Genomic DNA, 25,506 nt, shown 5'->3' with positions numbered 1-25,506 from the left:
ATGGGACACAACGTCGACGCCGTGCTGGTGCAGTGGGGCGACCGGCTGTTCTACCCCTCCAACCGGATCCTGCCAACGGATCCGCCGCCCCGACTCGCCGCGCGCGCCGCGGCCATCCGGCGACGTGTCTCGGCGGTCGTGCACCGGGCACCGCAGGTGATCGTCAAGGTCAGCGGCGGCGGGCGGGGCATGGGCGCGATTGCCGACCACCTGCGCTACATCACCCGGTCGGGCAGCCTGGAGTTCGAGGACGATCGCGGCACCGTTCGGGGAGGCCGGGACGCGCTGAAGGATCTGCTGGAGGGATGGCGCTACGGCGGCAGGTTCATCGCCGAGGTCGAGGGCCGCCGGGAAGCGGTCAACCTGATGCTTGCGCTGCCGTCGGGAACGGATGCGCAGGCGGTCGGTGATGCGGTCCGCGAGTTCGCGAAGATCGAGCTGGCCGGACATCGGTACGTCATGGTGCTGCACGAGCACCAGACCAGCCCGCACGTGCACCTGTGCGTCAGGCGCGAGTCGGTCACGGGTGAGCGCCTGCGCTGCGGCGTGCCCGATCTCAAGCGTTGGCGCGACACCTTCGCCGAGCGGTTGCGGGCGCGCGGCATCGAGGCGGAGGCGACCAGCCAGGCGGCCCGGGGGGCAACGCGCAACTTCGACGCGCTGTGGCGCATGCTGGCCCGGGACGAAGGCCGGCTGAAGACCAGCATCCGTCCCAGCAAGACGGGGCCGGTGATCGAGAAGACCCGTTCCGACGCGATGAGGTGCTGGGGGCAGGTGCTGAAGGCGTTGACCGAGTCGGAGCTGGAAGCGGACCGCCGGCTGGCGCCGGACGTCGCCAGGTTCATCAGCCACACCCCGTTCGTCCAGGAGGTGATTCGGCGGCATCCGCAGGCGCTTCCCGGCATCAGACGCCATCTCGAGGCCGAGCGACAGCAGGTGGTCCACCTGGAGCGCGGCGGGCCGGAGTGGGGGCGCTGACGAGCTGGCGCCCTGTGTCGTAGCAATGTTCCGCAGGAGAGAGACCATGACCGATCCTTCATCGTCAGAAGATTTCGAGGACGACGCGCCGAGGCGCGCGGCCGATGACTCTCACGAGGACGTGATCCCCATGCAGGACGTGAACTACGTTCTGCGCCACATGAGCCCCTGGGAGCGCTATGGCCCTGAGATCAAAGAGTGGCTTGTGTCGCACAGGCGGTCCTGTCAGGAGGCCGTGGGCAGCGTGGGGCGGCATGCGCTTGATCGCGTGTTCCCGAGCCGCCGGGATTTCTCGTCCTTGTGGCTTGATGTCGAGACAGACGGCTTGCCATCGTTCGTGGCACCGCAGCCCTGGCAACTCGCCACGGGGTCCCTGGATTCGAGATGGGGTGCTTGCCGGGTGGGTTTCGGGGTGTCGCCGATCTGGGACCAGATCTACGTGCGAGACCTCGAAGTCGTCCCCGAACTCAGACGCAGGGGCCTTGCGGTCGCGCTGTTGACGCGGGTGGTCCACAGGTGCCGTGTGGAGGGGCGCTGCCTGCCGGTCACGCCGATCCAGGAAACGATCGACTCTTTCGGATTCTGGGAGCGGCTGCGCTGCAAGCCTTTCCCAGATCTCGACATCCTGGAGCCGATCAGGTTGTGTGACTTGGATCGTGAGGCCGCCCAGTGGCATGACCTTGCACTGTCCTCCGCGGAGATGTCCCGCTTCGTTCGCCAGCGTCTGTGCAGCTGGGAGCCACCGACCCAGGATGTGCTCGGCACGTCCGAGCACCGGCGCTTCCTGCGGTGGCTGGACAAGTCGATGTCCGAACGGGCGCGCGACCCGTGAGGCGCGTGGCGCGCGAGCGCCGGCGCCCGCCGGCTCGCGCTGCCTCCAGGAATTCGCTGCGGGCAACTCCTGGGTCCGATCAGCCCGAGCTGCAGATTGGACCGAGCTCGCCGTACATGACTTTGCGTGCCGGCGGGTGGCGCTGCGCAGAATGCTGGTCATGAGCAGCGCCTTCCTCGTCCCCACCCACCAGCTTGCGCCTGAGCTGCTGCACGCCGCCTTCTCGCGCGCGTTTGCGGACTACGTGGCGGGCCCGTTCAACCTGGCGTTCGACCAGTGGCCGGGCTTCCTGCAGCGCCAGGGCATCGACCTGTCGCTGGGGCGCGCGGTGGTTGGCGATGCAGCTGGCGACGTGCTCGCGTTCGCGCTGGTAGCGCCTCGGCCAGAACGGGCGCGCTGGCGGCTGGGCACGATGGGGGCGGTGCCGCAGGCGCGCGGCAGCGGTGCGGCGGCGCAGCTGCTGGTGGACTTCGTGCAGCGCGGCCGCGCCGCGGGTCTGCAGGCGCTGGAGCTGGAGGTGTTCGCGCAGAACGAGCGTGCTGTGCGGCTGTATGGCCGGCAGGGGTTCGTGGCCCGGCATGCGCTGCATGGCTACCAGTGCACGGCAGCGGCGGGCGAGGCTTCGCCGCCGTCGGCATCGCTCGCCTGCACGCCGGCCGATGCGCTGGCCTGGCTGCGCGAGGCCGACGCGGCCATCGCAGACCTGCCGCTGCAGGTGGGCGCCACGGTGGTGGGCGTGCTCACGCTGCCGTGGACGGCCTGGCGCCACGGCAGCGCGCAGCTGGTGTTCACGGCCGACCCGGCGGTGCAGGGCGGCGTCATCGTGCGTTCGCTGGTCGACCGCGATCCGGCGCAGTGCGACGCGGAGGCACTGGTGCGGGCGCTGCTGGCGGCGCACCCGGGGGCGCGGGTCAGCGTGCCGGCGCTGCAGCGGGCCGACCTGGGTGGCGATGCGCTGCGCCGCTGCGGCTTTGCGCCCGAGGCGCTGCACCAGACGCTGATGCGGCTTGACCTCGCCGCGGAAGGCCCGCCCGACGTTGGGCAGACAATGCGGCTTTTGACGAATCCGCAGCGTGCAATCTCAGCCTGAACCCGACGAAGCCATCCTTGGCCGGTGTGTCGGATATGCGGCACGCTTTCCGCGCAGGTCTCGTAATCGCCCAGCGCCGATCAGGTGACTGATCGCGAGCCACCTTCAGGCTTCTTCAGAAGCGTCTCCCCATGACCCGTTATCCGCGTACTTTCTCCCTTCTCCCCTCCCTTGTTGCCGCCGCCATGCTGGCCGGCGCGGCCGTCGCGGCCGAGGCCGCCCCGCATGCCAAGCCCAAGGCCGCCGCGGCGCGCAAGGCCAAGCCGGCCGCGCCCGCTGAACAGGCGATGACCACCGACGCCAACGGCCAGTCCATCCCGCTGCTGGAAAACAAGGCCTGGGTGCTGATGAACTTCAACACGGGGCAGGTGCTGGCCTCGTCCAACCCGGACGAGCCGCTGCCGCCCGCGTCGCTGACGAAGATGATGACCAGCTACCTGGTCGAGCAGGGCCTGAAGAGCGGCAAGGTCAAGCCCGATGACAAGGTCACCATGAGCGAGAGCGCCTGGTGCCGCGGCGGCAAGAACGGCGACAGCTGCATGTTCGTGCCGCTGAACGCACAGGCTTCGCTGATGGACATGCTGCGCGGCGTGGTGATTGCCAGCGGCAACGACGCGTCCAAGGCGCTGGCCGAGCACCTGGGTGGGTCTGAAGCCGGCTTCGTCACGCAGATGAATGCCGAGGCCGCCAAGCTGGGCATGACGAAGACCCACTTCGAGAACGCGGACGGCCTGCCGGGCGCCAACCACAAGGCCTCGGCGCGCGACCTGGCCGTGCTGGCCGCGGCCATCATCCGCAACAGCGCCGAGTACTACCCGATCTACGCCGAGCGCGAGTTCACCTACAACAACATCAAGCAGGGCAACCGCAATGCGCTGCTCTATACCGACTCCACGGTCGACGGTCTCAAGACCGGGCACACGGAGGAGGCTGGCTACTGCCTGACCGCCTCGGCCAAGCGCAACGGCATGCGGCTGATCTCGGTCATCCTGAACGCGAACAGCAAGCAGGCCCGGGCCGACCAGACCCGCGTGCTGTTCAACTGGGGTTACGCCAATTTCGAGGAGGCGACGCCGGCCCAGGCCGGCGCGACGCTGACTACGCCCAAGGTGTTGTACGGCGTGGCGCCCGAAGTGGCGGCCGGCGTGGCCAAGCCGTGGACGCTGGTGGTGCCCAAGGGCCAGGCCGCCGCCGTGAAGACGGAGGTGACGCTCAACCCGGGCCTGGAGGCGCCCATCGCCAAGGGTGCGGTGATCGGCAAGGCCGTCGCGTCGGCCAACGGCAAGACGCTGGGCGAGGTGCCGGTCGTTGCGCTGGCCGATGTGGAGCGGGCCGGCTTCTTCCTGCGCATCAAGCAGCGCATCGGCGGCTGGTTCTCGAAGTAAGCCGCCTCGTCAACCCGCTTCGTGGTCCAGCCTGGCCGCCATGTCGGCCAGGCCTGTCAGCGTCCGGTCCAGCACGGCCTGAGAGAACCCTGGCGGCAGCCCCTGCTGGGCCTGCTCGATGACGCGCGGCGTCAAGGCGAAGATACGCTCGATGAGGGCGTTCGCGGAGTCCAGCCCGCACAGTTGGGCCGTGCTGTCGAAATGCCGCCGCTGGATCTCGAAGAGCTTGCGGTGCCGGTTCTTGCCGCGCAGGCTCATCGCGAGCTTGGCGTCGCGCACGTTGATCTGGCTGGGTGCCTCACCGGCCACAGGCCAGGCGGAGAGCACGTCGTAGAAGGGTGCCAGCCGGTAGCGGCCTTGCGGCAGCAGCTGCAGGCTGAAGTTCTTGGCGTGGCCGTCGATGGCGGCGAGCATCCAGAACAGGATCTGCGCGCTGAGGAAGTTCTCCACGTCGGCCTGGGCGTTGGGGTTCACGCTCAGGCGCAGCCTGCCGGCGATCTCGACGATGCCCGGCCCGCCGTCGCGCTCGTACTTGGGCGTGGGCGGCAGCGCGAAGACCTGGCAGAAGTCTTCCTGCGGCAGACGCAGCCACCAGGCAGGTGCGCCGTCCTCCGTGGCCGGCACCTGGCGGCGGTCGAAGCGTTCGACGATGAGCGGCCGGTGGCGGCCGAAGCTGCCGATCTGCGCGGCCGGCACGGGCAGGCCGTACAGGCCCAGCAGGCGCAGGCACAGCCATTCGTTGTCCACCGAGTTTGTGAAGTCGATCTGCCGTGACTGGCCGCCGATGAGGCCCAGCGGCAGCTTGAACAGGTGCGTGGTGGGCGCGGCACCCAGCGGGCGGCACCAACTTCAGGGCTTGGGTGACGCACCCCTTCCCGTCGCCGCCCACCAGAGGCCGCCCCACAGGTGGTCCAGATACCGCTCGTCGCGGTACATGGCCTGGTTGTGCCCCAGCGCCGTGACGAACACGCGGCCCTTTTCGAAGGCGTGCCACCAGCTCACCGGGTGGTCCGCGCCCATGCCGGTGGCCACCTGGCCGGGCCAGATCCTGGTGGGGTCGTACGTGCGCTCGTCCACTTTCAGCACGGGGTGGATGGCCATGCCGTGCGGGTTGCTGAACTCGTACCACTCGTCGGACCAGATCCACCGGTCCGGCAGGCCGAATGTCGCCGGGTGGCCGGCGTCGGCCTTGGTGACGACGGCCGTCTGCAGCATGGGGTGGATGACGAAGCTGCGGCCGACGAGCTTCTCGTACCAGGGCCACAGGCCTGGCTTGCTGATGATGGCGCGGTGCACGACGACGGCGTTGCCGCCGGCCTTCATGTAGCGCTCGAGGCCCGCGCGCTGGGTTTCGTTGAACTCCTCGCCCGAGCTGTTCAGCAGCACGACGGCGGCGAATTTGCTCAGGTCGCCCTCGAAGGCGTACGGCTGCGCCGCCCAGGTCAGCTCGAAGGCGTGCAGCCGGGCCAGCTTCTCGAAGCTCTCGCGTGCCACCGGGATGTACTCGTAGTGGTACTTGGTCGGCATGGCCAGCACGAGCACGGCGAACTGCGTGTCGGCCGCCAGCGCTGGCGTGGCCACGGTGGCGGCACTCAGCAGGGCGGCTGCAGCGAGGGTCTTCGTCTTGGTCATCACGGGGCCTTTGGTGAAGGAGGCAGCGGCGCGGCGTCGAGGTCGAGATCGACGCGCTGGCGCACCAGCTCGAAGCCGCTGTGCAGCTCCCGCACGTCGTACAGCTTGCCACGTGCGTTCTTGAACGGGCGGTGCACGACGAGCATCCACGCGCCGTCCAGGTTCCTGAACAGCATGCCGTGGCCGCTGCCCTTGGCCAGCCAGACGGGGCCGTGCTCCCACGGCCCGAACAGGTCGCCGGAGGGCGAGCGTGACAGGGTCTGGAAGTAGCCGTCGTCGCCCCAGCTGGACCAGAGCATGTGCAGGCTGCCGTCGGCGGTGCGGTAGAGCTGCGGCCCGTCCGTGACGATGATGCCCTGGCCCTGCTGCGGCCGTGCAGCGGGCGAGGCGCTGCCGCGGAACAGTTCGCGCGGCTTGCCCGTGGCGCGCAGCTCGTCGTCCAGCGGCACGGCGGCAAACGCGCCCACGCGCAGCTGCAGCCATTCGTGGGCGTAGACCATCCAGGGCTTGCCGGATGGGTCCACGTGGAGCGTGCCGTCCAGCGTCATCAGCGACTTGTCCACCACCGGCTCGCCGTCGCGCACCAGCGTGAACGGGCCATGGGGCTCGTCCGCCACGGCCAGCACGGTGCTGCGGCGGTAGGTGCGCTGGCCCGGCACCGGGCTGGGTTCGGCGAGCGCCAGGCCTTCGTTGTGCACGGTGACGAACAGGTACCAGCGGCCGCGCCAGCGGTGCACCTCGGGCGCCCAGCAGCCGTCGTTGGCCCAGCCGGCGTCGGGCAGCCGGAACACGAGCTCCGGTTGGCTCCAGTGCTTGAGGTCGTGGCTGCGGTAGGCCATCACGCCGATGGCCTGGCTGCCGCTGAACGACGGGTGGTTCTTCGTGAACAGCCAGTAGGTCCGGGTGGACGTGTCGGTCACGATGAAGGGATCGTGCAGGTCCATGTCGGGCAGCGTCATCGTGCCCGCGGGTTGGGCCCATGCGGGCAGCGCGCTGGCCAGGGCCGCGCGGGTCAGCAGGTCGCGGCGCTTCATCGTGCGCCCTCCCGGGCCAGCAGGCCGCGCTGGCGCAGCCAGTCTTCCGCGCGGCGCGGCCAGGCGGACGCGTTGCCCAGCCCGTCGCGCATGCCGATGCCGTGGCCGCCCTGCTCGAAGACATAGAGCTCGGCCGGCACGCCGGCGCGGGTGAGGGCGTCGAAGTACATCAGGCTGTTCTGCACCGGCACCGTCTTGTCGCCCTGCGTGTGCAGCAGCAGCGTGGGCGGCGTGGTGGCGCTCACCTGCTGCTCCAGCGACAGCAGCGCCCGCTCCGCCGCGCCGGGCGTGGCGCCCAGCAGCGCCTGGCGGGAGCCGGCGTGGGCGGCGGGGTCGGTCATCGTGATGACGGGATAGACCAGCACCGCGAAGTCGGGCCGCGCGTTGACGGCGTCCAGCGCGGCACCGGTGCGACCGTCGGCGTGGTCCCACAGCGTGCTGGCGCTGGCGGCGAGGTGGCCGCCGGCGGAGCTGCCCATGACGCCGATGCGGGTCGGCGCGACGCCGAACTCGGCCGCGCGCGAGCGCACCAGGCGGATCGCGCGCAGCACGTCCTGCAGCGGCGCGGGGTGGCCCCATTCCTGCAGCCGGCTCTTCAGGATGAAGGTGGTCACGCCCAGCGTGCTCAGCCACGCGGCGTACTGCTGGCCCTCGCGGGCGTTGGACAGGAAGGTGTAGCCGCCGCCCGGGCACAGGATGACGGCCGTGCCGTTGGGCCGGTCCACGGCGGGCGGCACGACGGTCAGCGTGGGTTGCGACACGTTGGCGATGCGGCCATCGGGCCCCAGCCGTTCGGGGCCCAGCGGGCCGGCTGCAGCCGGGGCGTCGGCGCGCCGGGCGGGGGGCACGCCCTCGGGCCACAGCGGGATGTCGGCGGGTGGGGCGGCGGGTGAGGCGGCGAGGGTGAGCATGGGCAGCAGGGCGGTGGACAGCAGCAGGCGGCGCTTCATGCGGGCAGTGTGCCGGCGCAGCGGCCGCCGAACGCTCAGCCTCTTGACGACATCGGCGGGTCAGCCGCGGGCGCGTGCTTCGCGCAGCGCGTCGGCGTCGATGTCGCGGGTGTGTGTGGGCCGGCGCATGCGGCCGGCGGCCACCTCGCGCACCAGCACCCAGACCGAATGCGTGACCGGGTCGTCGGGGTCGGCGGCGCGGGCATCGCCGATCTCGATCTCGGCGGCGGCCAGGTTGCCGGCAAACAGATGCGCGACGGCGAGGTTGGTGCGCAGCCCGGCGTCCCCGGGCGTGGCCTTGAGCGCTTCCTGCGCGTAGAAGACCGCCACGTCCAGCTTGCCCGCCTCGGTGGCGCTGATGCCGGCTTCGCGCGCGAACGAGGCCTGGTTCGGGTCGATGAGGCAGGCCTTGGCCAGCCGGTCCAGCGACGCGTCGAAGTCGCCGAGCAGTTGCAGCAGCTTGCCCTGCATCCACAGTGCCGCGGCGTTGGTCGGGTGCAGCGCGAGGGCCTGCTCCAGCAGCACGATGGCCTTGCGCATCTTGCGCGCCAGGAAGAAGCCGGGTTTGAAGGGCGGTACGCGGGCGTACAGCTGCTCGGCCTCGACGATGTCGCGGGCGGCGTTCCACAGCCGGTTGTGCTCGTCGCGCTGGGCGTCGGACAGCGCCGGCCGGCCCGCCGGCTGGCTGCCGTAGGGCCTGCCGACGTACACCTCGCGCTGCAGCGCCTCGTCCCAGTACACCTCGATGTTGTCCTGGTGGCGGAGGAACTTCAGTTGCCCGCCGTCGATCTCCCGGAACTCCATCGGCGTCTGCGACACCGAGCCCTCGAACCGCCACTCGCCTGGCATCACGACGCGGGTTTCGCGAGTGCCAAGGAGGTAGGCCATCGACACCTCGCCGCCGATAGCCTCGGTGGCCAGCCGGGTCATGCCCAGCCAGGCAGCCGGCTTGCCGGAGCGGCCCAGTTGCTCCACGATACAGGCGTCGACCTCCGCGGGGCCCGGCCGCACGCGCAGCCCCAGCGACTGCAGGTGCGCGAGGAAGGTCTCGGCATCCGCCACGGCCATGAAGCCGACGCTGGCCAGCTCATCGTCGTAGCAGAACGCCCGGGTGGGCACCGCGGCCGTGAAGGCGGCCCAGCCGCCAGCGATGCGCGCGTCAATGGCATCGCGCCGCACCACCGCACACACCGCTTCGATCAGCACTGCCATCGCGCCACGCCCTTCCCGACTCACTCGCCTGGCCCGGGTCACCGCTTCGCGCGTCGGCAGGCCCAGCCCCACAGGGGGGCGATGTTGCCATCCCCCTTTCAGGCCGGCTGGGCCAGCCAGCCGCCCAGGGTCTGCATCGCCGCCGGCGTGCGTGCCAGGCTGCGGTGGTTGGTGCCGGCGAACTGCTGCACGGTCACCGCGCAGCCGGCCGCCTGCAGCGCGCCGACCAGGGTGTGCGAATGCGCGTGCGGCACCTGGCGGTCTCGCTCGGCCAGCAGCACGAGCACCTCGCAGGCCAGCGATTGGGCCGCGGCGACGTTGTCCAGCGGCGAGCGCAGCAGCGGCATCAGCGGCGCGATGAGCGGGTTGCGCCTGAGCACCGCGCGCAGGCTCTTGAGCGGCGTGATCAGCGCGACGCCGGCGACCGGCATGCCGGCGGCGGCGCGCCGTGCCGCGAGCTGCATGGCCACGCCGGTGCCCAGGCTGCGGCCGGCCAGGTGCAGCGCGGCCGCCGGCAGGCCCAGCCGCGCGAGCCCCCAGCGGGCGATGGCCTCGGCGTCCGCCACGCAGGCGGCCTCGCCGGGCCAGCCGCCGCTGCCGCCCAGGCCGCGGTAGTTGAAGGCCAGCAGCGCGCAGTCGTCGGGCAGCCAGCCGGCAAGGTCGGGGGTCCAGGCCACGTGCTCGTTGCGGCCGCCAAACCACAGCAGCAGCCGCGTGGGCGGCGGGCTGCCGGCGGGCAGCGTCAGCCAGCCCTGCAGCAGCGTGCCACCGGGGCGCTCCAGCCACAGCGCCACGCTGCGGCGGCGCGTGGCGGCGGGGCCGGGGTCGGCGCGGCGGATGTGCCAGGTGCGCCCGAACAGCAGCCGGCCCTGCAGCGTGGCGAGGCTGGCCATCAGCAGGCTCCAGGCGAACAACGGCCAGGCCCAGTCGGGAACGGTGGTAACGGTGTGGATGGTCATGCGGCGCGCCAGCCTAGGCCGGGCGCATGACAGCGTGGTGAGGGCGTCAGGCCGGCGGGTCGTCGCCGAAGCTGAAATAGAAGGTGGCGCCCTGTCCCGGCGCGCTGTCGGCCCAGACCGTGCCGCCGTGGCGCTCGCAGATGCGCTTGACGATGGACAGTCCCACGCCGGAGCCCTCGAAGCGGGCGTCATGCAGCCGGTGGAAGGGCTTGAAAAGGTGCTGCGCCTTGTGCGCGTCAAAGCCCACGCCGTTGTCGCGCACGTAGAACAACGGTCCGCCCTGCACCGCACTGGCCATGCCCACGTGCACCTGCGGCGGGGTGGCGCGTGCGCTGAACTTGAGCGCGTTGCCGATCAGGTTCACGAGCACCTGGCGCACCAGCTTGCGGTCGGCGTGGATGGCCGCCAGCGGCTCGAGGACGACGGGCAGCGGCGTCGTGGCGGGCTGCAGCGTGGCGAGCACCTCGGCCGCAAGGGCGTCCATGTCCACCGGCTCGCGGTGCAGGCGGGCGTCGTTGGCCCGCGCCAGTGCCAGCAGCGCCTCCACCAGCTGCCCCGTGGTCTCGGCCTGCGTGGCGATGACCTGCATGAACTTGATGGCCCGCTCGGGTTCCTGGTTGGCGACGAACTGCTGCGCCATGCGCGCCGCGCCCGCGATGCCGCCCAGCGGGCCGCGCAGGTCGTGCGACACGCTGCGGTTGAAGCTCTCCAGGCCTTCGATGACGGCATGCAGCTCCGCCGTGCGCTCCAGCACGCGTTGCTCCAGCGACTCGTTGGCGACGATGAGGTCCTGCGCGATGCGCTTGCGCTCGTCCACCTCGACCTGCAGCAGCTCGGCAGCCCGCTTGATGGCCTGGTAGAGGCTGCCGTTCTCGTAGATGCGCCCGGCCTGCGCGGCGTAGATGCACAGCAGGTGCTGGTCGTCGTCCGTGAAGGCCGGCGCGCCCAGCTTGTCGGCCAGCAGCACCCAGCCATAGGTGCGCTGCAGCGACATGATGGGGGCGATGAGCCCGCTCTGCACGGGCGGCAGTTCGGCGGGCAGCGGCGCGGCGTCGGCCAGCACAAAGCGGCGGGCCTGGCCGTCGGCCAGCACCTGGCCGCACAGCCCGGTGTCGACGGCCAGCGGCTGCAGTGCGCGCGCCTGCTCCGGCGCCAGCCCCCAGCTGCTGAGGTGGCCGCGTGCGTCGCCGTCGCGGCCACGCACGGCCAGCACCGCGTAGCGTGCGCCCAGCAGCTCGCGCGCGCCGCGGCAGACGTTGTCCAGCAGCACATACGGGTCGTGTTCCGAGGCGAGCTGCAGGTTCAGCTCGGTCAGCGCCGACAGCCGCTGGTTGGCGGCCTCCAGCTCGCTGACCTTGAATGCGAGCGTGTCGGTCAGCAGCCGCAGGTGTTCACGGTCGAACTGCTGCGCGTCGGCCACCGGCGCGGCGGGCGGCGTTCCGGCCAGCTGCTGCTCGATGACGCGCAGCAGCTCCTCCGGCTCGGTGGGCTTGAGCAGCACGGTGGACACGCCGCAGGACAGTGCCAGCGTGCGCGCCTCGCGCTCCATGAAGGTGGCCGTGTAGAAGATGACCTCGGTGTGCGCGATGTCCGCCTCGGCGCGCAGCTGGCGCACGAACTCGTAGCCATCCATCGTGGGCATCAGGATGTCGCAGATGACCAGGGCCGGTTGGTGCTCGCGCACCAGCGCCAGTGCGACATGGCCGTCCGCGGCCTCCAGCGGCTCGTGGCCCGCGTACTTCAGGAGTGTGACCACCAACTCGCGGTTGGTGGCCTGGTCGTCGACGACGAGCACCTTGGCCATGGTGATGGCCTCAGCCGCTCCCGGGGGGCGGCGTGCGCAGCCCTGGCGGCAGGAAGGCCTCGATCTGGGCGACGAAGTGCTCGGGCTCGATGGGCTTGGACAGGTAGCCGTCGAAGCCGGCGGTGATGACCTTCTGCCGGTCGTTGGGCATGGAGAACGCGGTCACTGCCACGATGACGACACCTGCGCAGCGCGGGTCGGCGCGCAGGCGGTCCAGCACCTGGTAGCCGTCCAGCAGCGGCATCTGCAGGTCGCAGACGATGAGGTCGGGCCGCTCGCGCAGTGCCATCTCCACCCCCTGTGCGCCATCGCGCGCCTCCAGCACCGCATGGCCGCTGTAACTCAGCAGGTAGCGCACCAGCTCCAGGTTGGCGGCGTTGTCTTCGATGACGAGGATGCGCGCCGGCATGGTCAGGCGCCTCCCAGCAGCAGCGAGAAGCTGCTGCCCTTGCCGCTCTCGCTGCTGAACACGATCCTGCCACCCAGCAGCTCGGCGAGCTTCTGGCTCAGGTGCAGGCCCAGGCCGGTGCCCTCCGGTGCGTCGGGCCGGGCGGCGTTGACGCGGCTGAAGGCGGCGAACAGCTTGTCATGGTCGGCCTGCGGGATGCCGACGCCGGTGTCGTCGACGCGGATCTCGGTGCGCTGCGGGCCGGCGCCCGGCAGCACGCGCAGCGTCAGGCTCACGCGGCCCTGCTCCGTGAACTTGATGGCGTTGCCGGCGAGGTTGAAGACGATCTGGCTCAGCGCGCGGCGGTCGGTGTGCAGCACGATGGGGGCGTCGGGCGCGTGCACGTCGAACACCAGCCCTTTGCCCACGGCCTGCGGCCGCAGCGCGGCGGCGACTTCGTCGATGACGGCCTGGCCGTCCACCGCCTCGAACGCCAGCTGCACCTTGCCGGCCTCGATCTTGGACACGTCCAGCAGGTCGTTGATGAGGGCCAGCAGGTGGCGCGCACTGGACTGCACGGTGCGCAGCTGCTTCTGCTGCTCGTCGTTCAGCGGCCCGGGCAGCTTCATCAGCAGCGTGCCGGTGAAGCCGATGATGGCGTTCAGCGGCGTGCGCAGCTCGTGGCTCATGCCGGCAAGGAAGTTGTCCTTGGCGCGGTTGGCGTTGGCCAGCTCCTGGTTCTTCTCCTGCAGCGCCTTCTCGAAGCGCTTGCGCTCGCTGGCGTCGCGGATGGCGCTCATGACGAACGAGCTCTCCTCCGTGCGCAGCGGGCTCAGGCTGATCTCGATGGGGAACTCGCTGCCGTCCTTGCGCAGGCCGGCCAGGTCCAGTCCCGAGCCCATGGCGCGCTTGCGCGGCTGCAGGAAATAGTTGGAACGGTGGCCCACGTGGGCGTGCCGGTAGCGCTCGGGCAGCAGCGTTTCCACCGAGCGGCCGCGCAGCTCGCCGGCGTCATAGCCGAACAGCCGCTCGGCCTGGCTGTTGGCGATGACGATGTGGCCGGTGGAGTTGGCCATGACGATGCCGTCGGGCATGGACTCCAGCAGGTCGCGGAAGCGCTCTTCCATCAGCTTGGCGTCGCGCAGCACCTTGATGTGCGTCACGTCCTTCTCGGCCGCGAGGACGAGCGGCGCGCCGTCGGCCGCGTGCACGCGGCGCGTGGACACGTCCACGTACAGCAGCGAGCCGTCCTTGCGGCGGCGCACCGACTCGTAGGTGCCGCCGCCCTCGGCCAGCGCTTCTGCCAGGCGCTGGGCCTGCTCGTCGATGCGGTCAGCGGGGATGACCAGCTCGCTCAGCAGGCGGTCCTGCGCCTCGCTCAGGGCGTAACCGAAGACGGTGCCGGCCCCGCCGCTCCAGTGCACCACGCGGCCCTGCGGCGTCAGCAGGATCAGCGCGTCCGGAGACTCGCGGGCCATCAGGGCGAGGGCTTCGTCTTGCATGCGCGCGATCCTCCCTCGGTCTGCCGGTTAGGACCATTAAAGCAGGTGTGGGCGGGCTTGGCTATCCGGCCCGGAGCGCGCCATTTCATCCGCCCCGTTGCGGCGGACCCTAGCTGCGGCCGCCCCGAATTGCGGGCGGCCGCAGCTGGCGCGCATCGGCGCTTGCGCGTGCAATGACCGGGCGACTGAAGAAGACATTTCAGAGGAGCTTTCCATGACCACGATCCAGGCGACGAGCACCGCCTCGTTCAACGCGACGGCCGCCGTCGACACGACCAACCCGACCCACGCCAGCACGCAGATGAGCGGCGGCAAGGCGGTGTTCGAGAACGACAACTACCGCATCACCGCGGGCGACGACAACAACGTCAACATCTTCAACAAGAAGACCGGCGAGACCACCAACATCTGGGGCGACCCGCACGTCTCCATCGACGGCAAGCACGCCTTCGACTTCTGGGGCACCACCACCTTCAAGCTGGAGGACGGCACCAAGGTCACCATCGAGACGGTGGACGCCGGCAACAACATGACGCTGGCCAGCAAGGTCAACATCACCAACGGTGACTACGGCGTGCAGATCAGCGGCGTGGACACCCGCACCGTCGGCGACCTGAAGATCAACGAGGCGGCCGGTTACGGCGAGGTGCTGGATTGGACGCACGACGACGGCAACGTGCTGCAGGAGAACCCGGCCGGCGCGGGCTACCTGGGCGTGGACGCCAACGGCAACATCCAGAAGGTTGACCAGGCCTACATCAACAAGACCGACCTGAAGCTCAACCCGGGCCTGGACGCAGCCACGCAGGCGCGCGCCGGTGACTTCGCGCGCGACCTGATCGGCATGTTCAGCAGCCTGCTGTCGGTGTCGTTCAGCGGCGCCTTCCTGAACGCGCTGGCCACGGTGGGCAACAACGAGGCCCGCGAGCCGCAGACCCGCGACGCGCACCGCTTCTCGCTGACGGTGTTCCGCTTCCAGTTCTGACCTTCCTGCCACGGGGCCGCAGCCGGTGCCACTGCACCGACTGCCGGCCCCGTGTTCTTCCTGCCCCTGCCGCAAGGAGCTCCCCATGCCTCAAGCCCTGGAGGCCGCCGGTTGGCGGCCCACCCCTCCCGCGCCGTCCACCCCCGACGTCGTCTATGCCCAACGTGGCGACCGCCTGGCCGATGTGGCGCAACGCCACGGTGTCGACGAGGCCGCGCTGCGCGAGGCCAACCCGGGCCTGGCCCAGGCCCAGTCGCTGCCGGCCGGCCAGCCGGTCGCGCTGCCGCCGGTGGTCCCGCACGCCCTGACGGGCGTCGCCGGCGCCGCCGGTCGCGAAGGCCTGGTGCAGGCGCTGCAGCAGCGTGCCTACGAGGCCGGCCGCGCGGCGCCGCAGCAGCCCTTCGATGCCCATGTGCTGCGTGCGACGAAGACGGACTACGAGGCGGGCGCGCTGAGCCACGAGTACGGCGGCCCCGGCCGCAGCAACGCGCGTGGGCAGGGCATGCTCTACACGGCGCCCGACGCCGCCGGCCTGCTGCGCGAGAACGCGGCCTACGCCGCGCCGGGCGACCCTCCGCTGAAGAACAAGAGCGTCGTCGAGCTGCGCTACACCGCGACGCCCGATGCGCAGGGCCGCGGCGGCGTGGCCGACATGGCCGAGGGCGCGCGCCGGACGAATTTCCCGGCGGCGGCGCTGGTGCAGCCCAAGGGCGGTGACCATCCCGGCTGGTTGCATCAGCTCACCGGCGAGCATCCCTACACGCTGCCGCAGCAGGCCGGCAAGGGCGCGTCCGACAACGGCGCCAGCGGGCTGCGCGCGCCGGCTGCGGTCGGTGGCGAGCAGATCGACATCGTCAGCCGCAACACCCGGCCCGACCAGGTCACGCCGCTGTCGGTCACGCGCCATGGCCCGGACGGCGCGGTGGTGGCCAAGGTGCCGGCCGCCGGCGTCGTCCAGCCCATGCCGGCCGATGCGCGTACCTACCGGGATGGCCTGCTGGACAAGCAGGCGGGCGTGCGCCCGCCCGTCGTGCGCAACACGACCAACGATGCACGCAGCTTTGCGCCCGCGGATGCCCCGGGCCGGCCGCTGTCGGCCGCCAACGAGGGCCTGGAAGGCCGCGCCGACACGCGGCTGGACCGCACCCGCCAGGCGCTGACGGGCGCCCGGGAAGGCTATCCGCGCGCACCGTCGACGCGCTATGGCGCGGTGGGCGGCGCTGCGGCCACGCTGGTGGACGCCGGCGTGCGCGCCGCCCGCGGCGAGTCGGTGAATGCCGGCCAGGTGGCGCAGGACGCCGGCAAGAGCGCCGTGCTCGGCGGTGCCGCCGCCAAGGGGTTCGACGTGCTGGCCCGCCACACCAGTGTCATCAAGGCCGGCGGCGCCGTGGGCGCCCTCGTGCAGGGTGGCGTCAGTGGCTACACCAACGTGCAGGCCTACCGCGCCGGCCAGATCAGCGGCACGCGCGCCGTGGCCAACACGGTGGTGGACACGGGCACCGCCTTCGCTGCCGGCGCCGCCGGTGCCGGGGTGGGCGCGGCGGTCGGGTCGGTCGTGCCGGTGGCCGGCACCGCGGTGGGCGCGGTGGTGGGCTTCGGCGTGGGTGTAGGCGCGCACTACGCCATCGGCGCCCTCGACAAGGCCACGGGCTTCACCAGCAGCCTCAAGGACGGCCTCACCACCGGGCTGGATGCCGTCGGCAACGGCGCGGCCAAGGCCTGGAACGCCATCAAGCTTTGGTAAGGTCGGCGGCGATGGCCGCCTTCGATCTGCAGACCTTGCCGCCGGAACTCCAGGCCGCGCTGGTGCAGGCCTGGCCTGGCTGCCCGGAGGCCCAGCGGCGTGCGGTGCTCGCGCCGCACGCGCTGGGCGGCGCGCCGCTCTGGCCCGACAACCTGTGGCCGTGGCAGCCCGCCCGGCGCTGGTGGCGGCCGGGGGTGGCGCGGGAGTGCCGCGCCGGCGAGGCGCTGTTCTTCACCGCGCCGGTCAGCGATGTGCGCGGCGCGGCCTATGCGCCGCGGCTGTTCGACCCCGCGCAGCCGTTCTTCGAGACGCCGTGGACGCAGGCCGAGGTGCTGCTGCGCAGCCCGGTCCCCGAGGCCTTCGGCGACGCGGACTTCTGGGTGCTCACGCAGCGGCTGTGCGGCGGCGACGTGCCGGCGGCCACCCGCCTGGCGCACGAGTGGGCCGCCGGCATGCGCGCGGACGCCGCGCTGCAGGGCGCGCGCCGCCACCGCTGGCTGGGCGACGCACTGTGGCGGCTGGAGGCCTCGGCCAAGGGCGATTTCCTCTGAGAGGAAGGGCGCCGCGGCGCCCCGCCGCCCGGCGTCAGCGCACCACCAGCCCCTGCGGCCCGATCTGGATGCGCTCCACCGCCAGGCCCACGCCGGCTTCCAGGTTGGCCTTGGCCGCGTTGCGGAAGTTGACTTCCTCGCCCGGGCTGGGCTTCTGGTTCAGGTGCTCGCGGTAGACCACCATGAAGGTGCCCACCATGGCCAGCTGCTCGAACATCGCGCGCTTGGTGGCGGCGCTGGCTTGCGTGAACGCGGCGTTGCGCGCGAGCAGCCCCTGCATCTGCAGCACCAGCGACTTGAAGTGCTCGTCCGGCACCGGCTGCTGCATGAAGGCCGTGTAGTTGCCGGCGATGAAGGCCGCCACGCCGGCGGCCACGTCGTCGGGCGTCAGGCCCAGCTGCGTCTCCAGCTTCTGCCAGAACACGAACGACTCCTCGAACGCCTTGGTCATGGCCGCGCGGTGCGCCGCCGGGAAGCGCTGCGCCAGCTCGGTGGCCGACTGGCGCAGCTGGGGCGGGGCGTTGGCGACGATGGGCGCATTGAAGGCGCCCAGGCCGCTGACGCCGGAGGTGATCACTGGCGCGGGCGTGAAGGCGGGTGCGGGGGCCGCGGCCGTGGTGGCGCCCGCCGGTGCCTTGCCCAGCATGCCGCGCATCTGCTCGGCGAGGCTGACGGAGGGCGCCACCTGGGCGCTGGCGCCCAGCGCGGCGCAGGCGAGGGTGCTGAGGGCGAGGATCTTGCGGAGGGGCAATTCAAACTCCTATTTGTCGAGACTCAGGCTGCCGTTGCCGACGTAGACCGTCTTGCGGTCGTCCTGCACGGGAAAACTCAGCAGCCGTTCCTGGTGGCCGTCGTCGTACTGCAGCAGCAGCGTGAAGCCGCTGAGCTGGTAGCGGCCGCGGCGGCTGGCGCCGTCGTCGGTGCGGCGACTGCTGTAGGCGCCGGCGGTGCCACCCGGGCCGCCCGCGGGGCCGGTGCCGACGGAGCCGCCACCGACGCTGCTGCTGCCCTGGCCGTCGGCGTACGAGGAGCCGGCGATGACGGTGTTGTTCAGCGTGGCGGCCAGCGTGCCGGTGCTGGACATGGCGCTGAACGTGCGCTCGAAGCGGCCGTCGCGCGTGAAGCGCATCGTCTCGGACGATGAGCGCCCGCCCAGCACCAGGCTGCCGGTGAAGCTGGCGCGGCTGAAGCGGCCGTCCAGCCGCGTGTCCTTGGGCCAGGGTTTCACGGCGTGGTGCTGCCGGGGTTGCCAGCCGCCGTCGGGGCGGCCCTCTTCGTCCTGGTCCTGCATCTCGTAGCGCTGGTCGGCGCCGCGCCAGCGGCTCCACTGCTGCGGCTCCAGCCGGCGCGAGGCGGCCACGTCGAGCTGGTCGGGTGGCATCCCGGTGCGGCGGTAGGCGGTGCCGTCCTTCAGCAGGAAGCGCACGTCCTCTTCCCACGTCGTGCCGTTGACGTTGTTGGCCTGGCCGTGGATGACGACCGCCACGAGATCCTTGTCCGGCAGGCCCTGGCCGGGCGGGGTGGTCACGCGCTGCAGCAGCACCTCCTTGCGCTCCAGCGGCTCCTGCGGCAGCGGCGACGGCTGCAGGCCCGACGGGTCGGTGACCAGCGCCGCTGCGGCGAGGTTGGCGTAGGCGTTGTCCAGCGACGAGAACACGCCGCGCAGCACCACGTCGCGGCCCACCCACGGCTCGGCGCTGACGTCCAGCGAGATGGTGTGCGCCGAGCGCCGCTCGCCCTGCTCCTGCGCGAGCCGGTAGCGGTCGCCGTCGCTGCCGTGACGCTCCACGCGGCCCTTCACGTAGACAAGGCCCAGGTTCTTCATCGCCACCTGTTCCGAGACGGCGGTCCAGCGGCCGTGCTGCTTGACGAGCGCGGGGATCTGGCTGGGCTGCAGGACCTGCCCCCGCGGCGAGCCGGGTGCGATGTCCGGCAGCGTGGGCTTGTAGGCCAGCTTGATCTGCAGCAGCCCCTGCGCCACCGCTCGGGCCTGCGGGAACTGCGCGCTGACGTCCATGGCCGGGCCCTGCAGGTCCTGCGCCAGCGCGGCGCAGGTCTTGTCGGGCTGCGCCTCGGCCAGCACGCGCTGGCGCATCGGCTCGGTGAGCCGGCTCCATGGCGGAATGCTGCTGCTGTCGCGCTGCTTGAGGGAGATCAGCACCATGCGCAGCGGTGCCACCTGGTGGCGCTCGCGCCAGGCGGTCCAGGCCGCGCGAGCCTGCGCGGCGGACGGCGCGCCGACGTCGCTGCAGGCCTCCACCGAGGCCTCGGTCATCACGTCCAGGCTCACCGCGCTGATGAGCTGCTCCATGGCGGCGCGGTCGGCGACCGGCGGGCCGGCGGCTGGCGCGGCGGCCTGGGCGACCAACAGCACCAGGCTCGTCAGCAGGCGTTTCATCGGTCGCTCCGGGCCAGGCTGCCGCTGCCCACGTAGACGGTCTTGCCGTCCTCGTACACGGGGAAGCTGAGCAGGCGCTCCTGGTGACCGTCGTCGTAGTCCAGCGTCAGCACGTAGCCGCTGAGCTGGTAGCGGCCGCGGCGGCTGGCGCCGTCGTCGCGCGTGGTGGTGCCGCTGGTGGCGCCCACGGTGCCGCCGGCGCCGCTCACCGTGCCGCCGGCCGTGCTGCTGCTGCCCTTGCCGTCGCCGCGCGACGACGCCGAGATGGTGGCGCCGTTCATGGCCGCCATGCCGCCGGAGGTGCCCAGCGAGCTGTAGCTGCGCTCGAAGCGACCGTCGCGCGTGAAGCGGATGGCGCGCGTGGACGACACGCCGCCCAGTGCCAGGCTGCCGCTGAACGTGCCGCGGCTGAAGTAGCCGTCCAGCCGGGTGTCCTTGGGCCAGGGCTTGACGGCGTGGTGCTGCTGCGGCTTCCAGTCGCCCGCCGGGCGGCCGTCGACGTCCTGCGCCTGCATGTCGTAGGCCTTGCCGTTGCTGCGCCAGCGCGCCCATTGCTGCGGCTCCAGCCGGCGCGAGGCGGCCACGTCGAGCTGGTCCGGCGGCATGTCGGTGCGGCGGTAGGCCGTGCCGTCCTTCAGCAGGAAGCGCACGTCTTCCTCCCAGCGCGTGCCGTTGCTGAAGTCGGACTGGCCGTGGATGACGACGGCGGCCAGGTCCTTGTCCGGCAGGCCTGCGCCCGGCGGGCGCATCACGCGCTGCAGCAGCACGTCCTTGCGGCCCAGCGGCTGCTGCGCCAGCGGCGATGGCGTGAGGCCCGACGGGTCGGTCACGAGTGCGGCGTTCTCCAGCGTCAGCGCGTAGGAGCGCAGCGACGTGACGAGTCCGCGCACGACGATCTCGCGGCCCACCCAGGGCTCGGCGTCGAAGCGCAGGTAGGCCTTGGCCTCGGAGATGCGTTCGCCCTGGTCCAGCACGAGGCTGAAGCGGTCGGGGTCGCGCGACCAGCGTTTCACGCGGCCCTTGACGAACACCCAGCCCAGCTTGCGCTCGGCGGCCTGCTCCGACAGGTCGGACCAGCCGCCGTTGTTCTGTGCCGCCAGCGCCTCGATCTGCGTTGGCAGCAACACCTGGCCCCGTGCCGTGGCGGCATAGAGCTCGGGCTGGGTGGGCGCATGTGCCAGCTTCTCCATGACGACGGCTTTCGCCGTTGCACGGGCCTGCGGGAACATCGCGCTGACGTCCAGGCCGGCGGTCTGCCAGTCGCGCGCCAGCGCCGCGCAGGCCTTGTCGGGCGCGGGGTCGCTCAGCACACGTTCGCGCAGCGGCTCGGTGATGTCGCTCCACGGCGCGGACCGGCTGTTGCGCCGCTTCAGGCTCATGACCACCGAGCGCAACGGCGCCAGCTGGTGCTGCTCGCGCCACGCGACCCAGGCGGTGCGCATGGCCTCGAACGCGGGTGCGCCCACGGCCTCGCAGGCTTCCAGCGAGGCCTCGGACATCACGTCCAGGCTGACGGCGTTGACGAGTTGCGTCAAGGCCTCGGGGTCGCCCGCGAGGGACGCAGGCGCTGCCGGCGCCGCGAGGTTGGCAAACAGGAAGGCCGTGCCGGCCAAGCGTTGAAACAGCATGCAGTGAAAAAACTCGGTCGCGCTCAGCGGGCGGGCGCCATGCTCGGGGGGCAGGGTGTGGCGGGCAATCCCCTGCTTGCCAGCGCGTGGGTCATGGCGTCCATGCCAGCACCTCGCAGCCCAGCTCCTGGCGCTGCCCCTGCCGGTTGTTCACCTGGAACGCCTCGCTGCCCGGCTCGCCCTTGAAGCCGCGCACGCCGCGCAGCGTGGCGGGCGTGTACCACTGGTCACAGCCGCCGGCGCAGTAGCCGGCCGTGCTGCAGAAGTGGCCGGTATCGACCGTGTAGGCCACGAAGCGTCCGTCGGGCGACCACAGTGCCGAGCCGATGGCCTTGGCCTCGGTGAGGCGCTCCAGGCGCGAGCCGTCGATGTTGGCGATCCACAGGTCGGCCTCGCGCGGCACGGCGTTGCGGCGCGGCATCTTCATGATGAGTTCGCGACCCGTCGGGCTGACGGCGAACGCGCCCATCTGCCGGTCCGCGGGCGGCGTCAGCTGGCCTACGACGGTTTCCGACCCGCCGTCCACGCTGGCGATGCGCATGCGGCCGGTCTTGATGTTGATCAGCATGAAGCGGCCGTCCGGCATCCACGCGAACCAGTCGTCGTCGGCGATGCGGTACCGTGGCCGCTGCGTCTGCAGGTCCAGCACCAGCTCCTCGAACGTCGCCAGCGGCCGCTCGCCCTGCTGCACCTTCACGAGCCGCCGGTCCGCGGGTGACGGGCTGACGCCGCGCATGTAGCCGTCCACATCGCCGGAGGCCACCGCCGTGCCGCCCGGCGTCATGACGACGAACGACGTGATGCGGCGGTAGATGTCGGGCTTGGTGACGATGAACTGGCGGCCGTCCGGCCACGCGGCCACGTCCATCTCCTTGCTGTTCGTGAGGTCCACCGGCTTGCCCCCGGCCAGCGCGGACACCTGCACGCCGCTGTGGTGATCGAGGATGTAGCTGTTGTGCCAGAGCTGGCCGGTGGGCGGTGCGCCGGCGGCACGGACCGGGCCGGCGAGCAGCAGCGCCGGCAGGGCGGCCAGCAAGGCAAGGGCGGTGAGCCAGGTGCGCGGGGCGGTCGTCGCAGTCATCGGGGCGGCATGCTCGCGGCGCGGACAGCGCCGGGCAATCCCCTGGTCACCATCCGCGCGCCGTGAGAATTACCGCATCCAGGCGGACACCCGGCCGCAGGGCAGCGATGCCGGTGCGCTCAGACCGGCGTCGTACAGCACCTGCCTGAGCGTGGCATGCGGCAGGCCGGGCACGGCGCCCGAGACCTCGCGCGCCTCGCGCGGCGCCAGCCAGTACGAGCACTGGCCCTGCACCGTGCTGCCGATGTGCGACACGTTGTCCCGCCGCAGCAGCAGGTGCCCGCCATCGGGCGACCACATGACGAAGGACAGGAAGCCGTCGCGCGTGATGCGCTGCAGCACGCCGCGGCGCAGGTCCAGCATCCACAGGTCCGTGCGGCGCGTGCGCGCCTCCACGGTGGACAGCAGCAGCTCGTCGCCGCGTGGCGACAGCGCCGCCTCGCCGAAGAGGGCGCCGGGCAGCGGCGGTGCGACCTGGCCCGTCGTGCGCCACTCGATGGGTTGCTGCGGGCCTTTCAGGCTCACTTGCGCCGTCGACAGCTCGCCGGTGTGTGCGTGCAGGCGCGCCAGCGAGCCGTCCGGCATCCACCAGTGCAGGAACTGGCCCACCGCGCCTTTGCTGCTGGCCAGCACGCGCGCTGGCGGGGCGAGGTCGACGACCGTGAACACGCCGGCGTCGCTGGCGATGTCGAGCATGACGAAAGAAAACACGCCGTCCGCGTGCGGCGCCGGGGCGGCTTCCGACACGCGCGGCAATTGACGGGCTTCGTAAGCGACCTGCCCCGTGGCCGCCGTGAACACGGTGAACGTGTCCTGCTTGAAGCCCGTGTTGGTGAGCTTGAAGTAGTGGCGGTTGCGGCTGTCGTGGCGAGAGCCCTTGGCGTTGGGGTCGGGGTGGTCGGCCAGGGGGGCGGGGCGGTCCAGCTCGGCGAGCTGGGCCAGCGGCTTGTCGGGCAGGCTGAGGAGCAGCCGCCCCAGCCCGGCCGCCGCGGGGGATGGCGCGGCGGCGAGCAGCAGCGATGCGCACAGCGCGGTGGCGGCGAGAAACCTCATCGCGTCCAGGCCATCACGGGGCAGCGCAGCGTCGTCGTCGAGCCACCGGGGCGCTTCAGCGGGAACTCGCGGGCGTCGCCGCTCGTGGCGCGCGCCCGCACGTCGGAGGCTCTCGACGGCGCATGCCAGACGGTGCAGCTGCCGTAGCACGTGGCCTCGCTGCAGGAATAGCCTGTGTCCGTGGCGAAGGCGGCCGTGCGGCCGTCGGGCGACCAGACGGCATACGGCACCAGCCCGTTGTTCGTGAAGCGCCGCAGCCGCGTGCTGCGCAGGTCCATCATCCACAGGTCGGAGTTGTCCACGCTGCCGGAATCCCGCAGCTTGACGAGCTGCACCAGCGCCTGCGTGCCCTCCGGGCTGACGAAGGCATTGAGCGGCACGCGGGCCTCAGGCCAGCTCACGGTGCCCAGGGGCGTCTCCGCGCCGCCGATCGTGAGCCGGCTGACGGCGCCCGAGCGCTGCGCGCGCAGCAGCGTGCCGTCCGGCATCCACGCGATGGCGTCCGGCGTGTCGCTGGGCGGCGTGGCGAAGAGCAGCTTTTGCTGGTCGAGGTCCCACACGACCACGGAGCGCTGGCCAACGGTGTTCTGGCTCCAGCGCGCCAGGATGCGGCTGGCACCGGCGGGCGAGGGCGTGACCGTGCTGAAGTCGCCATCCACGGTCTGGTCCACCAGCACCGACGGGTCGGCGGTTCGCCGCACGGTGAAGCGCGTGTCGCCCGACCTGCCGCTGGAGGTGTAGTCCACGCTGACGTGGCGCGTGCCGTCCGGCCAGGGGATGCCGTGCTTGCGGTCCTGCACGCGCACGGATTCACCCGTGTTTGGGTTCATCACGAAGGTTCCGGCCGGATTGCCGAGGTCGCTGAACGAGTGCCAGACCTTGCCCGCCAAGCCCTGCGCGGCGGCGGCCGGTACCGCCAGCGCCAGGGCGAGCGCGAGAGCCGGCAACCGGCTGGGCATCGACGGGCGCCGCACGTCAGCGCAGCTGCAGGGCTTGCGGCGTGAAGCGCACCGTGTCAGCAGCGTTGCCGAGGAGGACGTGCGGGTTCACGCGTGCGGACTGGCGCAGGTTGGCCGCTGCGATCAATGGCACCGTCAGGCGGGCCAGGTGTCTGTTCATCGAGGATCTCATGGTCGCGGGGGCGGCGCCGTGTCGTGACGCTCGGCGGGGCGCATGCTGGCGCGCGCGGGCGGTGCTCGCAATCCCACGGTTGTGTCGGGCGAGCGGCGCGCCGCAGGGCCACGGGCAGGGTCAAGGCAGCCAGGCCAGCAGCTCGCAACCCAGGCCATGCGGGTAGATCTTGCCGGCGGCGTCCTTCATGCCCCGGAACTCCCGGGCTTCCCGGCTGGTGCGGGACACGTTGCGTGCCGAGATGGGGACGTAGCGCAACTCGCACGCCGAGACCAGGTCGGACGTGCCGTAGCCGATCCGGAACGCGATGAACCGGCCATCGGGCGAGAAGATGGGATGGGAGGCCCGCCCACCGGCGGCCGTGATCGGCTGCAGGTCGCGGCCGTCCAGCGAGCCGAGCCAGTAGTCGTGCCGCAGCACACGACCTTGCGCGTCGACGTCGGCGATATCGACCAGCAGCTGCTGTCCCCGTGGGCTGACCACCAGATCCAGCGGCCGCTGGTTCGGGCGCAGCGACAGATTGCCCAGCACGGTCGTCTGGCGGGCACCGGTCGTGGTGATGGTCGTCAGCAGGCCTCCGCTGGAAATGCCGAGCAATCGGCCATCGGGCAGCCAGGCGGTGTACTGCGTGCGGCTGCGGTCGTCATCCGCCCAGATCACCCGCCGGGCGGCCAGGTCGTAGACGGCGTAGGTGGAATACGAGAGGGCGTTCTCGCCCCAGTTCATCCGGATCAGGTTGGCGTTGACCGGCGAGAACTCGACGTCGGTGATGGCGCCGTCGACGACGAAGTGGTCGATGACGCTGCCGTCGATGCTGCGGCGTATCCAGATCTCGGTCGTGTCTCCACTGGCGTCATATCGCTCTTCCAGGTAGCGCGAGCCATCCCGTGTGGGGACGGGAAAGCGGTAGCCACCCAGCGCCCGGTAGGCCCCGGTGCCGATGTCGCTGATGGCACTGCCTTCCTGGCCCACCAGGTTCTTGTCGTGATGCCAGAGTTTTCCGCTGGGCACGGTGGCGCCCGATGTCATCGGCTGGGCCGCAGCGGCGGCCGCAAGCAGCAGGCCAGCCGCCAGAGAAGGGCCGATGAGGCGCCTCATCGCGTCGAGGGCATCGCCGGTGTGGCTCTGCATCATCCAGCCATCCGGGCGAGCGCGGATGCAGTGCCAGC

24 protein-coding genes are annotated in these 25,506 nt (G+C 71.5%); 7 read left to right on the top strand and 17 right to left on the bottom strand.

Annotated elements, in window-relative coordinates; all coding sequences use genetic code 11:
* From AC1Q7O_RS24610 to AC1Q7O_RS24595, 4 genes are all read left to right on the top strand, one after another.
* Complete coding sequence (locus AC1Q7O_RS24610) at positions 1-978, top strand: relaxase/mobilization nuclease domain-containing protein (RefSeq protein WP_492662758.1); 978 nt, start codon at positions 1-3, stop codon at positions 976-978.
* 46 nt (positions 979-1,024) lie between these two features.
* Positions 1,025-1,810, top strand: coding sequence for an N-acetyltransferase (locus tag AC1Q7O_RS24605; RefSeq protein WP_492661996.1), 786 nt, complete (start codon positions 1,025-1,027; stop codon positions 1,808-1,810).
* A 160-nt stretch (positions 1,811-1,970) separates the two neighbouring features.
* Positions 1,971-2,900, top strand: a complete 930-nt coding sequence (locus tag AC1Q7O_RS24600) for a GNAT family N-acetyltransferase (protein WP_492661995.1) — start codon at positions 1,971-1,973, stop codon at positions 2,898-2,900.
* Between the two features lie 131 nt (positions 2,901-3,031).
* Positions 3,032-4,285, top strand: a complete 1,254-nt coding sequence (locus tag AC1Q7O_RS24595) for a D-alanyl-D-alanine carboxypeptidase family protein (RefSeq protein WP_492661994.1) — start codon at positions 3,032-3,034, stop codon at positions 4,283-4,285.
* Between the two features lie 9 nt (positions 4,286-4,294).
* On the opposite strand, the gene AC1Q7O_RS24590 is transcribed toward AC1Q7O_RS24595, so the two are convergent.
* The 9 genes from AC1Q7O_RS24590 to AC1Q7O_RS24550 all read right to left on the bottom strand — a co-directional run bounded on the left by AC1Q7O_RS24590 (position 4,295) and on the right by AC1Q7O_RS24550 (position 13,766).
* Positions 4,295-5,119, bottom strand: a complete 825-nt coding sequence (locus AC1Q7O_RS24590) for a HipA domain-containing protein (RefSeq protein WP_492662009.1) — start codon at positions 5,117-5,119, stop codon at positions 4,295-4,297.
* 15 nt (positions 5,120-5,134) lie between these two features.
* The gene (locus tag AC1Q7O_RS24585; protein ID WP_492661993.1) at positions 5,135-5,917 is read right to left on the bottom strand and encodes a ThuA domain-containing protein; all 783 of its coding nucleotides are present in this window, start codon (positions 5,915-5,917) and stop codon (positions 5,135-5,137) included.
* Positions 5,917-6,951 carry a glycoside hydrolase family 43 protein gene (locus AC1Q7O_RS24580; RefSeq protein WP_492661992.1) on the bottom strand — a complete coding sequence of 345 codons (1,035 nt, stop codon included), beginning with the start codon at positions 6,949-6,951 and terminating at the stop codon, positions 5,917-5,919. The genes AC1Q7O_RS24585 and AC1Q7O_RS24580 overlap by 1 nt, the downstream gene beginning before the upstream one ends.
* The gene (locus AC1Q7O_RS24575; RefSeq protein WP_492661991.1) at positions 6,948-7,901 is read right to left on the bottom strand and encodes an alpha/beta hydrolase; all 954 of its coding nucleotides are present in this window, start codon (positions 7,899-7,901) and stop codon (positions 6,948-6,950) included. Before AC1Q7O_RS24575 ends, AC1Q7O_RS24580 begins: the two co-directional genes overlap by 4 nt.
* A gap of 60 nt (positions 7,902-7,961) precedes the next feature.
* Positions 7,962-9,113, bottom strand: coding sequence for a tetratricopeptide repeat protein (locus AC1Q7O_RS24570; RefSeq protein WP_492661990.1), 1,152 nt, complete (start codon positions 9,111-9,113; stop codon positions 7,962-7,964).
* A 98-nt stretch (positions 9,114-9,211) separates the two neighbouring features.
* Positions 9,212-10,072 carry an alpha/beta hydrolase family protein gene (locus AC1Q7O_RS24565; RefSeq protein WP_492661989.1) on the bottom strand — a complete coding sequence of 287 codons (861 nt, stop codon included), beginning with the start codon at positions 10,070-10,072 and terminating at the stop codon, positions 9,212-9,214.
* Positions 10,073-10,118: 46 nt separating this feature from the next.
* Positions 10,119-11,876, bottom strand: a complete 1,758-nt coding sequence (locus AC1Q7O_RS24560) for an ATP-binding protein (protein WP_492661988.1) — start codon at positions 11,874-11,876, stop codon at positions 10,119-10,121.
* A gap of 10 nt (positions 11,877-11,886) precedes the next feature.
* Entirely contained in the window at positions 11,887-12,285 is a 399-nt protein-coding gene (locus tag AC1Q7O_RS24555; RefSeq protein WP_492661987.1) for a response regulator, read from the bottom strand.
* A gap of 2 nt (positions 12,286-12,287) precedes the next feature.
* Positions 12,288-13,766, bottom strand: a complete 1,479-nt coding sequence (locus tag AC1Q7O_RS24550) for a PAS domain-containing sensor histidine kinase (RefSeq protein ID WP_492661986.1) — start codon at positions 13,764-13,766, stop codon at positions 12,288-12,290.
* A gap of 214 nt (positions 13,767-13,980) precedes the next feature.
* Here AC1Q7O_RS24550 and AC1Q7O_RS24545 point away from each other — a divergent pair, with 214 nt between their 5' ends.
* From AC1Q7O_RS24545 to AC1Q7O_RS24535, 3 genes are all read left to right on the top strand, one after another.
* Positions 13,981-14,751, top strand: coding sequence for a DUF1521 domain-containing protein (locus AC1Q7O_RS24545; RefSeq protein ID WP_492661985.1), 771 nt, complete (start codon positions 13,981-13,983; stop codon positions 14,749-14,751).
* A gap of 85 nt (positions 14,752-14,836) precedes the next feature.
* The gene (locus tag AC1Q7O_RS24540) at positions 14,837-16,495 is read left to right on the top strand and encodes an RES domain-containing protein (protein WP_492661984.1); all 1,659 of its coding nucleotides are present in this window, start codon (positions 14,837-14,839) and stop codon (positions 16,493-16,495) included.
* A gap of 11 nt (positions 16,496-16,506) precedes the next feature.
* Positions 16,507-17,046, top strand: a complete 540-nt coding sequence (locus tag AC1Q7O_RS24535) for a hypothetical protein (protein WP_492661983.1) — start codon at positions 16,507-16,509, stop codon at positions 17,044-17,046.
* 34 nt (positions 17,047-17,080) lie between these two features.
* Here the strand turns inward: AC1Q7O_RS24535 and AC1Q7O_RS24530 are convergent, their stop codons facing one another.
* From AC1Q7O_RS24530 to AC1Q7O_RS24495, 8 genes are all read right to left on the bottom strand, one after another.
* Entirely contained in the window at positions 17,081-17,797 is a 717-nt protein-coding gene (locus AC1Q7O_RS24530; protein ID WP_492661982.1) for a DUF6683 family protein, read from the bottom strand.
* 9 nt (positions 17,798-17,806) lie between these two features.
* Positions 17,807-19,444: a hypothetical protein gene (locus tag AC1Q7O_RS24525; RefSeq protein ID WP_492661981.1), complete on the bottom strand. Its 1,638-nt coding sequence runs from the start codon at positions 19,442-19,444 to the stop codon at positions 17,807-17,809.
* Positions 19,441-21,072, bottom strand: coding sequence for a hypothetical protein (locus tag AC1Q7O_RS24520; protein ID WP_492661980.1), 1,632 nt, complete (start codon positions 21,070-21,072; stop codon positions 19,441-19,443). Before AC1Q7O_RS24520 ends, AC1Q7O_RS24525 begins: the two co-directional genes overlap by 4 nt.
* A gap of 91 nt (positions 21,073-21,163) precedes the next feature.
* Entirely contained in the window at positions 21,164-22,153 is a 990-nt protein-coding gene (locus AC1Q7O_RS24515; RefSeq protein WP_492661979.1) for a hypothetical protein, read from the bottom strand.
* 69 nt (positions 22,154-22,222) lie between these two features.
* Positions 22,223-23,206: a hypothetical protein gene (locus AC1Q7O_RS24510; RefSeq protein ID WP_492661978.1), complete on the bottom strand. Its 984-nt coding sequence runs from the start codon at positions 23,204-23,206 to the stop codon at positions 22,223-22,225.
* The gene (locus AC1Q7O_RS24505) at positions 23,203-24,165 is read right to left on the bottom strand and encodes a TolB family protein (RefSeq protein WP_492661977.1); all 963 of its coding nucleotides are present in this window, start codon (positions 24,163-24,165) and stop codon (positions 23,203-23,205) included. The genes AC1Q7O_RS24510 and AC1Q7O_RS24505 overlap by 4 nt, the downstream gene beginning before the upstream one ends.
* Positions 24,166-24,181: 16 nt before the next feature.
* Entirely contained in the window at positions 24,182-24,325 is a 144-nt protein-coding gene (locus tag AC1Q7O_RS24500; protein WP_492661976.1) for a hypothetical protein, read from the bottom strand.
* A 132-nt stretch (positions 24,326-24,457) separates the two neighbouring features.
* On the bottom strand, positions 24,458-25,471 hold the full coding sequence (locus AC1Q7O_RS24495; RefSeq protein ID WP_492661975.1) for a TolB-like translocation protein: 1,014 nt from the start codon (positions 25,469-25,471) through the stop codon (positions 24,458-24,460).
* Positions 25,472-25,506 lie beyond the last annotated feature (35 nt).

This window comes from Roseateles sp. GW823-FHT07B05 (assembly GCF_058794515.1).
The sequence above is the reverse complement of the archived record's forward strand: the minus strand, read 5'-3'. Positions and strand labels throughout refer to the sequence as shown.

Excerpts from the sequence above, each read along its gene's own strand:
- AC1Q7O_RS24610 (WP_492662758.1), top strand. The coding sequence starts at position 1 with ATGGGACACAACGTCGACGCCGTGCTGGTGCAGTGGGGCGACCGGCTG.
- AC1Q7O_RS24605 (WP_492661996.1), top strand. The coding sequence starts at position 1,025 with ATGACCGATCCTTCATCGTCAGAAGATTTCGAGGACGACGCGCCGAGG.
- AC1Q7O_RS24600 (WP_492661995.1), top strand. The coding sequence starts at position 1,971 with ATGAGCAGCGCCTTCCTCGTCCCCACCCACCAGCTTGCGCCTGAGCTG.
- AC1Q7O_RS24595 (WP_492661994.1), top strand. The coding sequence starts at position 3,032 with ATGACCCGTTATCCGCGTACTTTCTCCCTTCTCCCCTCCCTTGTTGCC.
- AC1Q7O_RS24585 (WP_492661993.1), bottom strand. The coding sequence starts at position 5,917 with ATGACCAAGACGAAGACCCTCGCTGCAGCCGCCCTGCTGAGTGCCGCC.
- AC1Q7O_RS24580 (WP_492661992.1), bottom strand. The coding sequence starts at position 6,951 with ATGAAGCGCCGCGACCTGCTGACCCGCGCGGCCCTGGCCAGCGCGCTG.
- AC1Q7O_RS24575 (WP_492661991.1), bottom strand. The coding sequence starts at position 7,901 with ATGAAGCGCCGCCTGCTGCTGTCCACCGCCCTGCTGCCCATGCTCACC.
- AC1Q7O_RS24570 (WP_492661990.1), bottom strand. The coding sequence starts at position 9,113 with ATGGCAGTGCTGATCGAAGCGGTGTGTGCGGTGGTGCGGCGCGATGCC.
- AC1Q7O_RS24565 (WP_492661989.1), bottom strand. The coding sequence starts at position 10,072 with ATGACCATCCACACCGTTACCACCGTTCCCGACTGGGCCTGGCCGTTG.
- AC1Q7O_RS24560 (WP_492661988.1), bottom strand. The coding sequence starts at position 11,876 with ATGGCCAAGGTGCTCGTCGTCGACGACCAGGCCACCAACCGCGAGTTG.
- AC1Q7O_RS24555 (WP_492661987.1), bottom strand. The coding sequence starts at position 12,285 with ATGCCGGCGCGCATCCTCGTCATCGAAGACAACGCCGCCAACCTGGAG.
- AC1Q7O_RS24550 (WP_492661986.1), bottom strand. The coding sequence starts at position 13,766 with ATGCAAGACGAAGCCCTCGCCCTGATGGCCCGCGAGTCTCCGGACGCG.
- AC1Q7O_RS24545 (WP_492661985.1), top strand. The coding sequence starts at position 13,981 with ATGACCACGATCCAGGCGACGAGCACCGCCTCGTTCAACGCGACGGCC.
- AC1Q7O_RS24540 (WP_492661984.1), top strand. The coding sequence starts at position 14,837 with ATGCCTCAAGCCCTGGAGGCCGCCGGTTGGCGGCCCACCCCTCCCGCG.
- AC1Q7O_RS24535 (WP_492661983.1), top strand. The coding sequence starts at position 16,507 with ATGGCCGCCTTCGATCTGCAGACCTTGCCGCCGGAACTCCAGGCCGCG.
- AC1Q7O_RS24525 (WP_492661981.1), bottom strand. The coding sequence starts at position 19,444 with ATGAAACGCCTGCTGACGAGCCTGGTGCTGTTGGTCGCCCAGGCCGCC.
- AC1Q7O_RS24520 (WP_492661980.1), bottom strand. The coding sequence starts at position 21,072 with ATGCTGTTTCAACGCTTGGCCGGCACGGCCTTCCTGTTTGCCAACCTC.
- AC1Q7O_RS24515 (WP_492661979.1), bottom strand. The coding sequence starts at position 22,153 with ATGACTGCGACGACCGCCCCGCGCACCTGGCTCACCGCCCTTGCCTTG.
- AC1Q7O_RS24510 (WP_492661978.1), bottom strand. The coding sequence starts at position 23,206 with ATGAGGTTTCTCGCCGCCACCGCGCTGTGCGCATCGCTGCTGCTCGCC.
- AC1Q7O_RS24505 (WP_492661977.1), bottom strand. The coding sequence starts at position 24,165 with ATGCCCAGCCGGTTGCCGGCTCTCGCGCTCGCCCTGGCGCTGGCGGTA.
- AC1Q7O_RS24500 (WP_492661976.1), bottom strand. The coding sequence starts at position 24,325 with ATGAACAGACACCTGGCCCGCCTGACGGTGCCATTGATCGCAGCGGCC.
- AC1Q7O_RS24495 (WP_492661975.1), bottom strand. The coding sequence starts at position 25,471 with ATGATGCAGAGCCACACCGGCGATGCCCTCGACGCGATGAGGCGCCTC.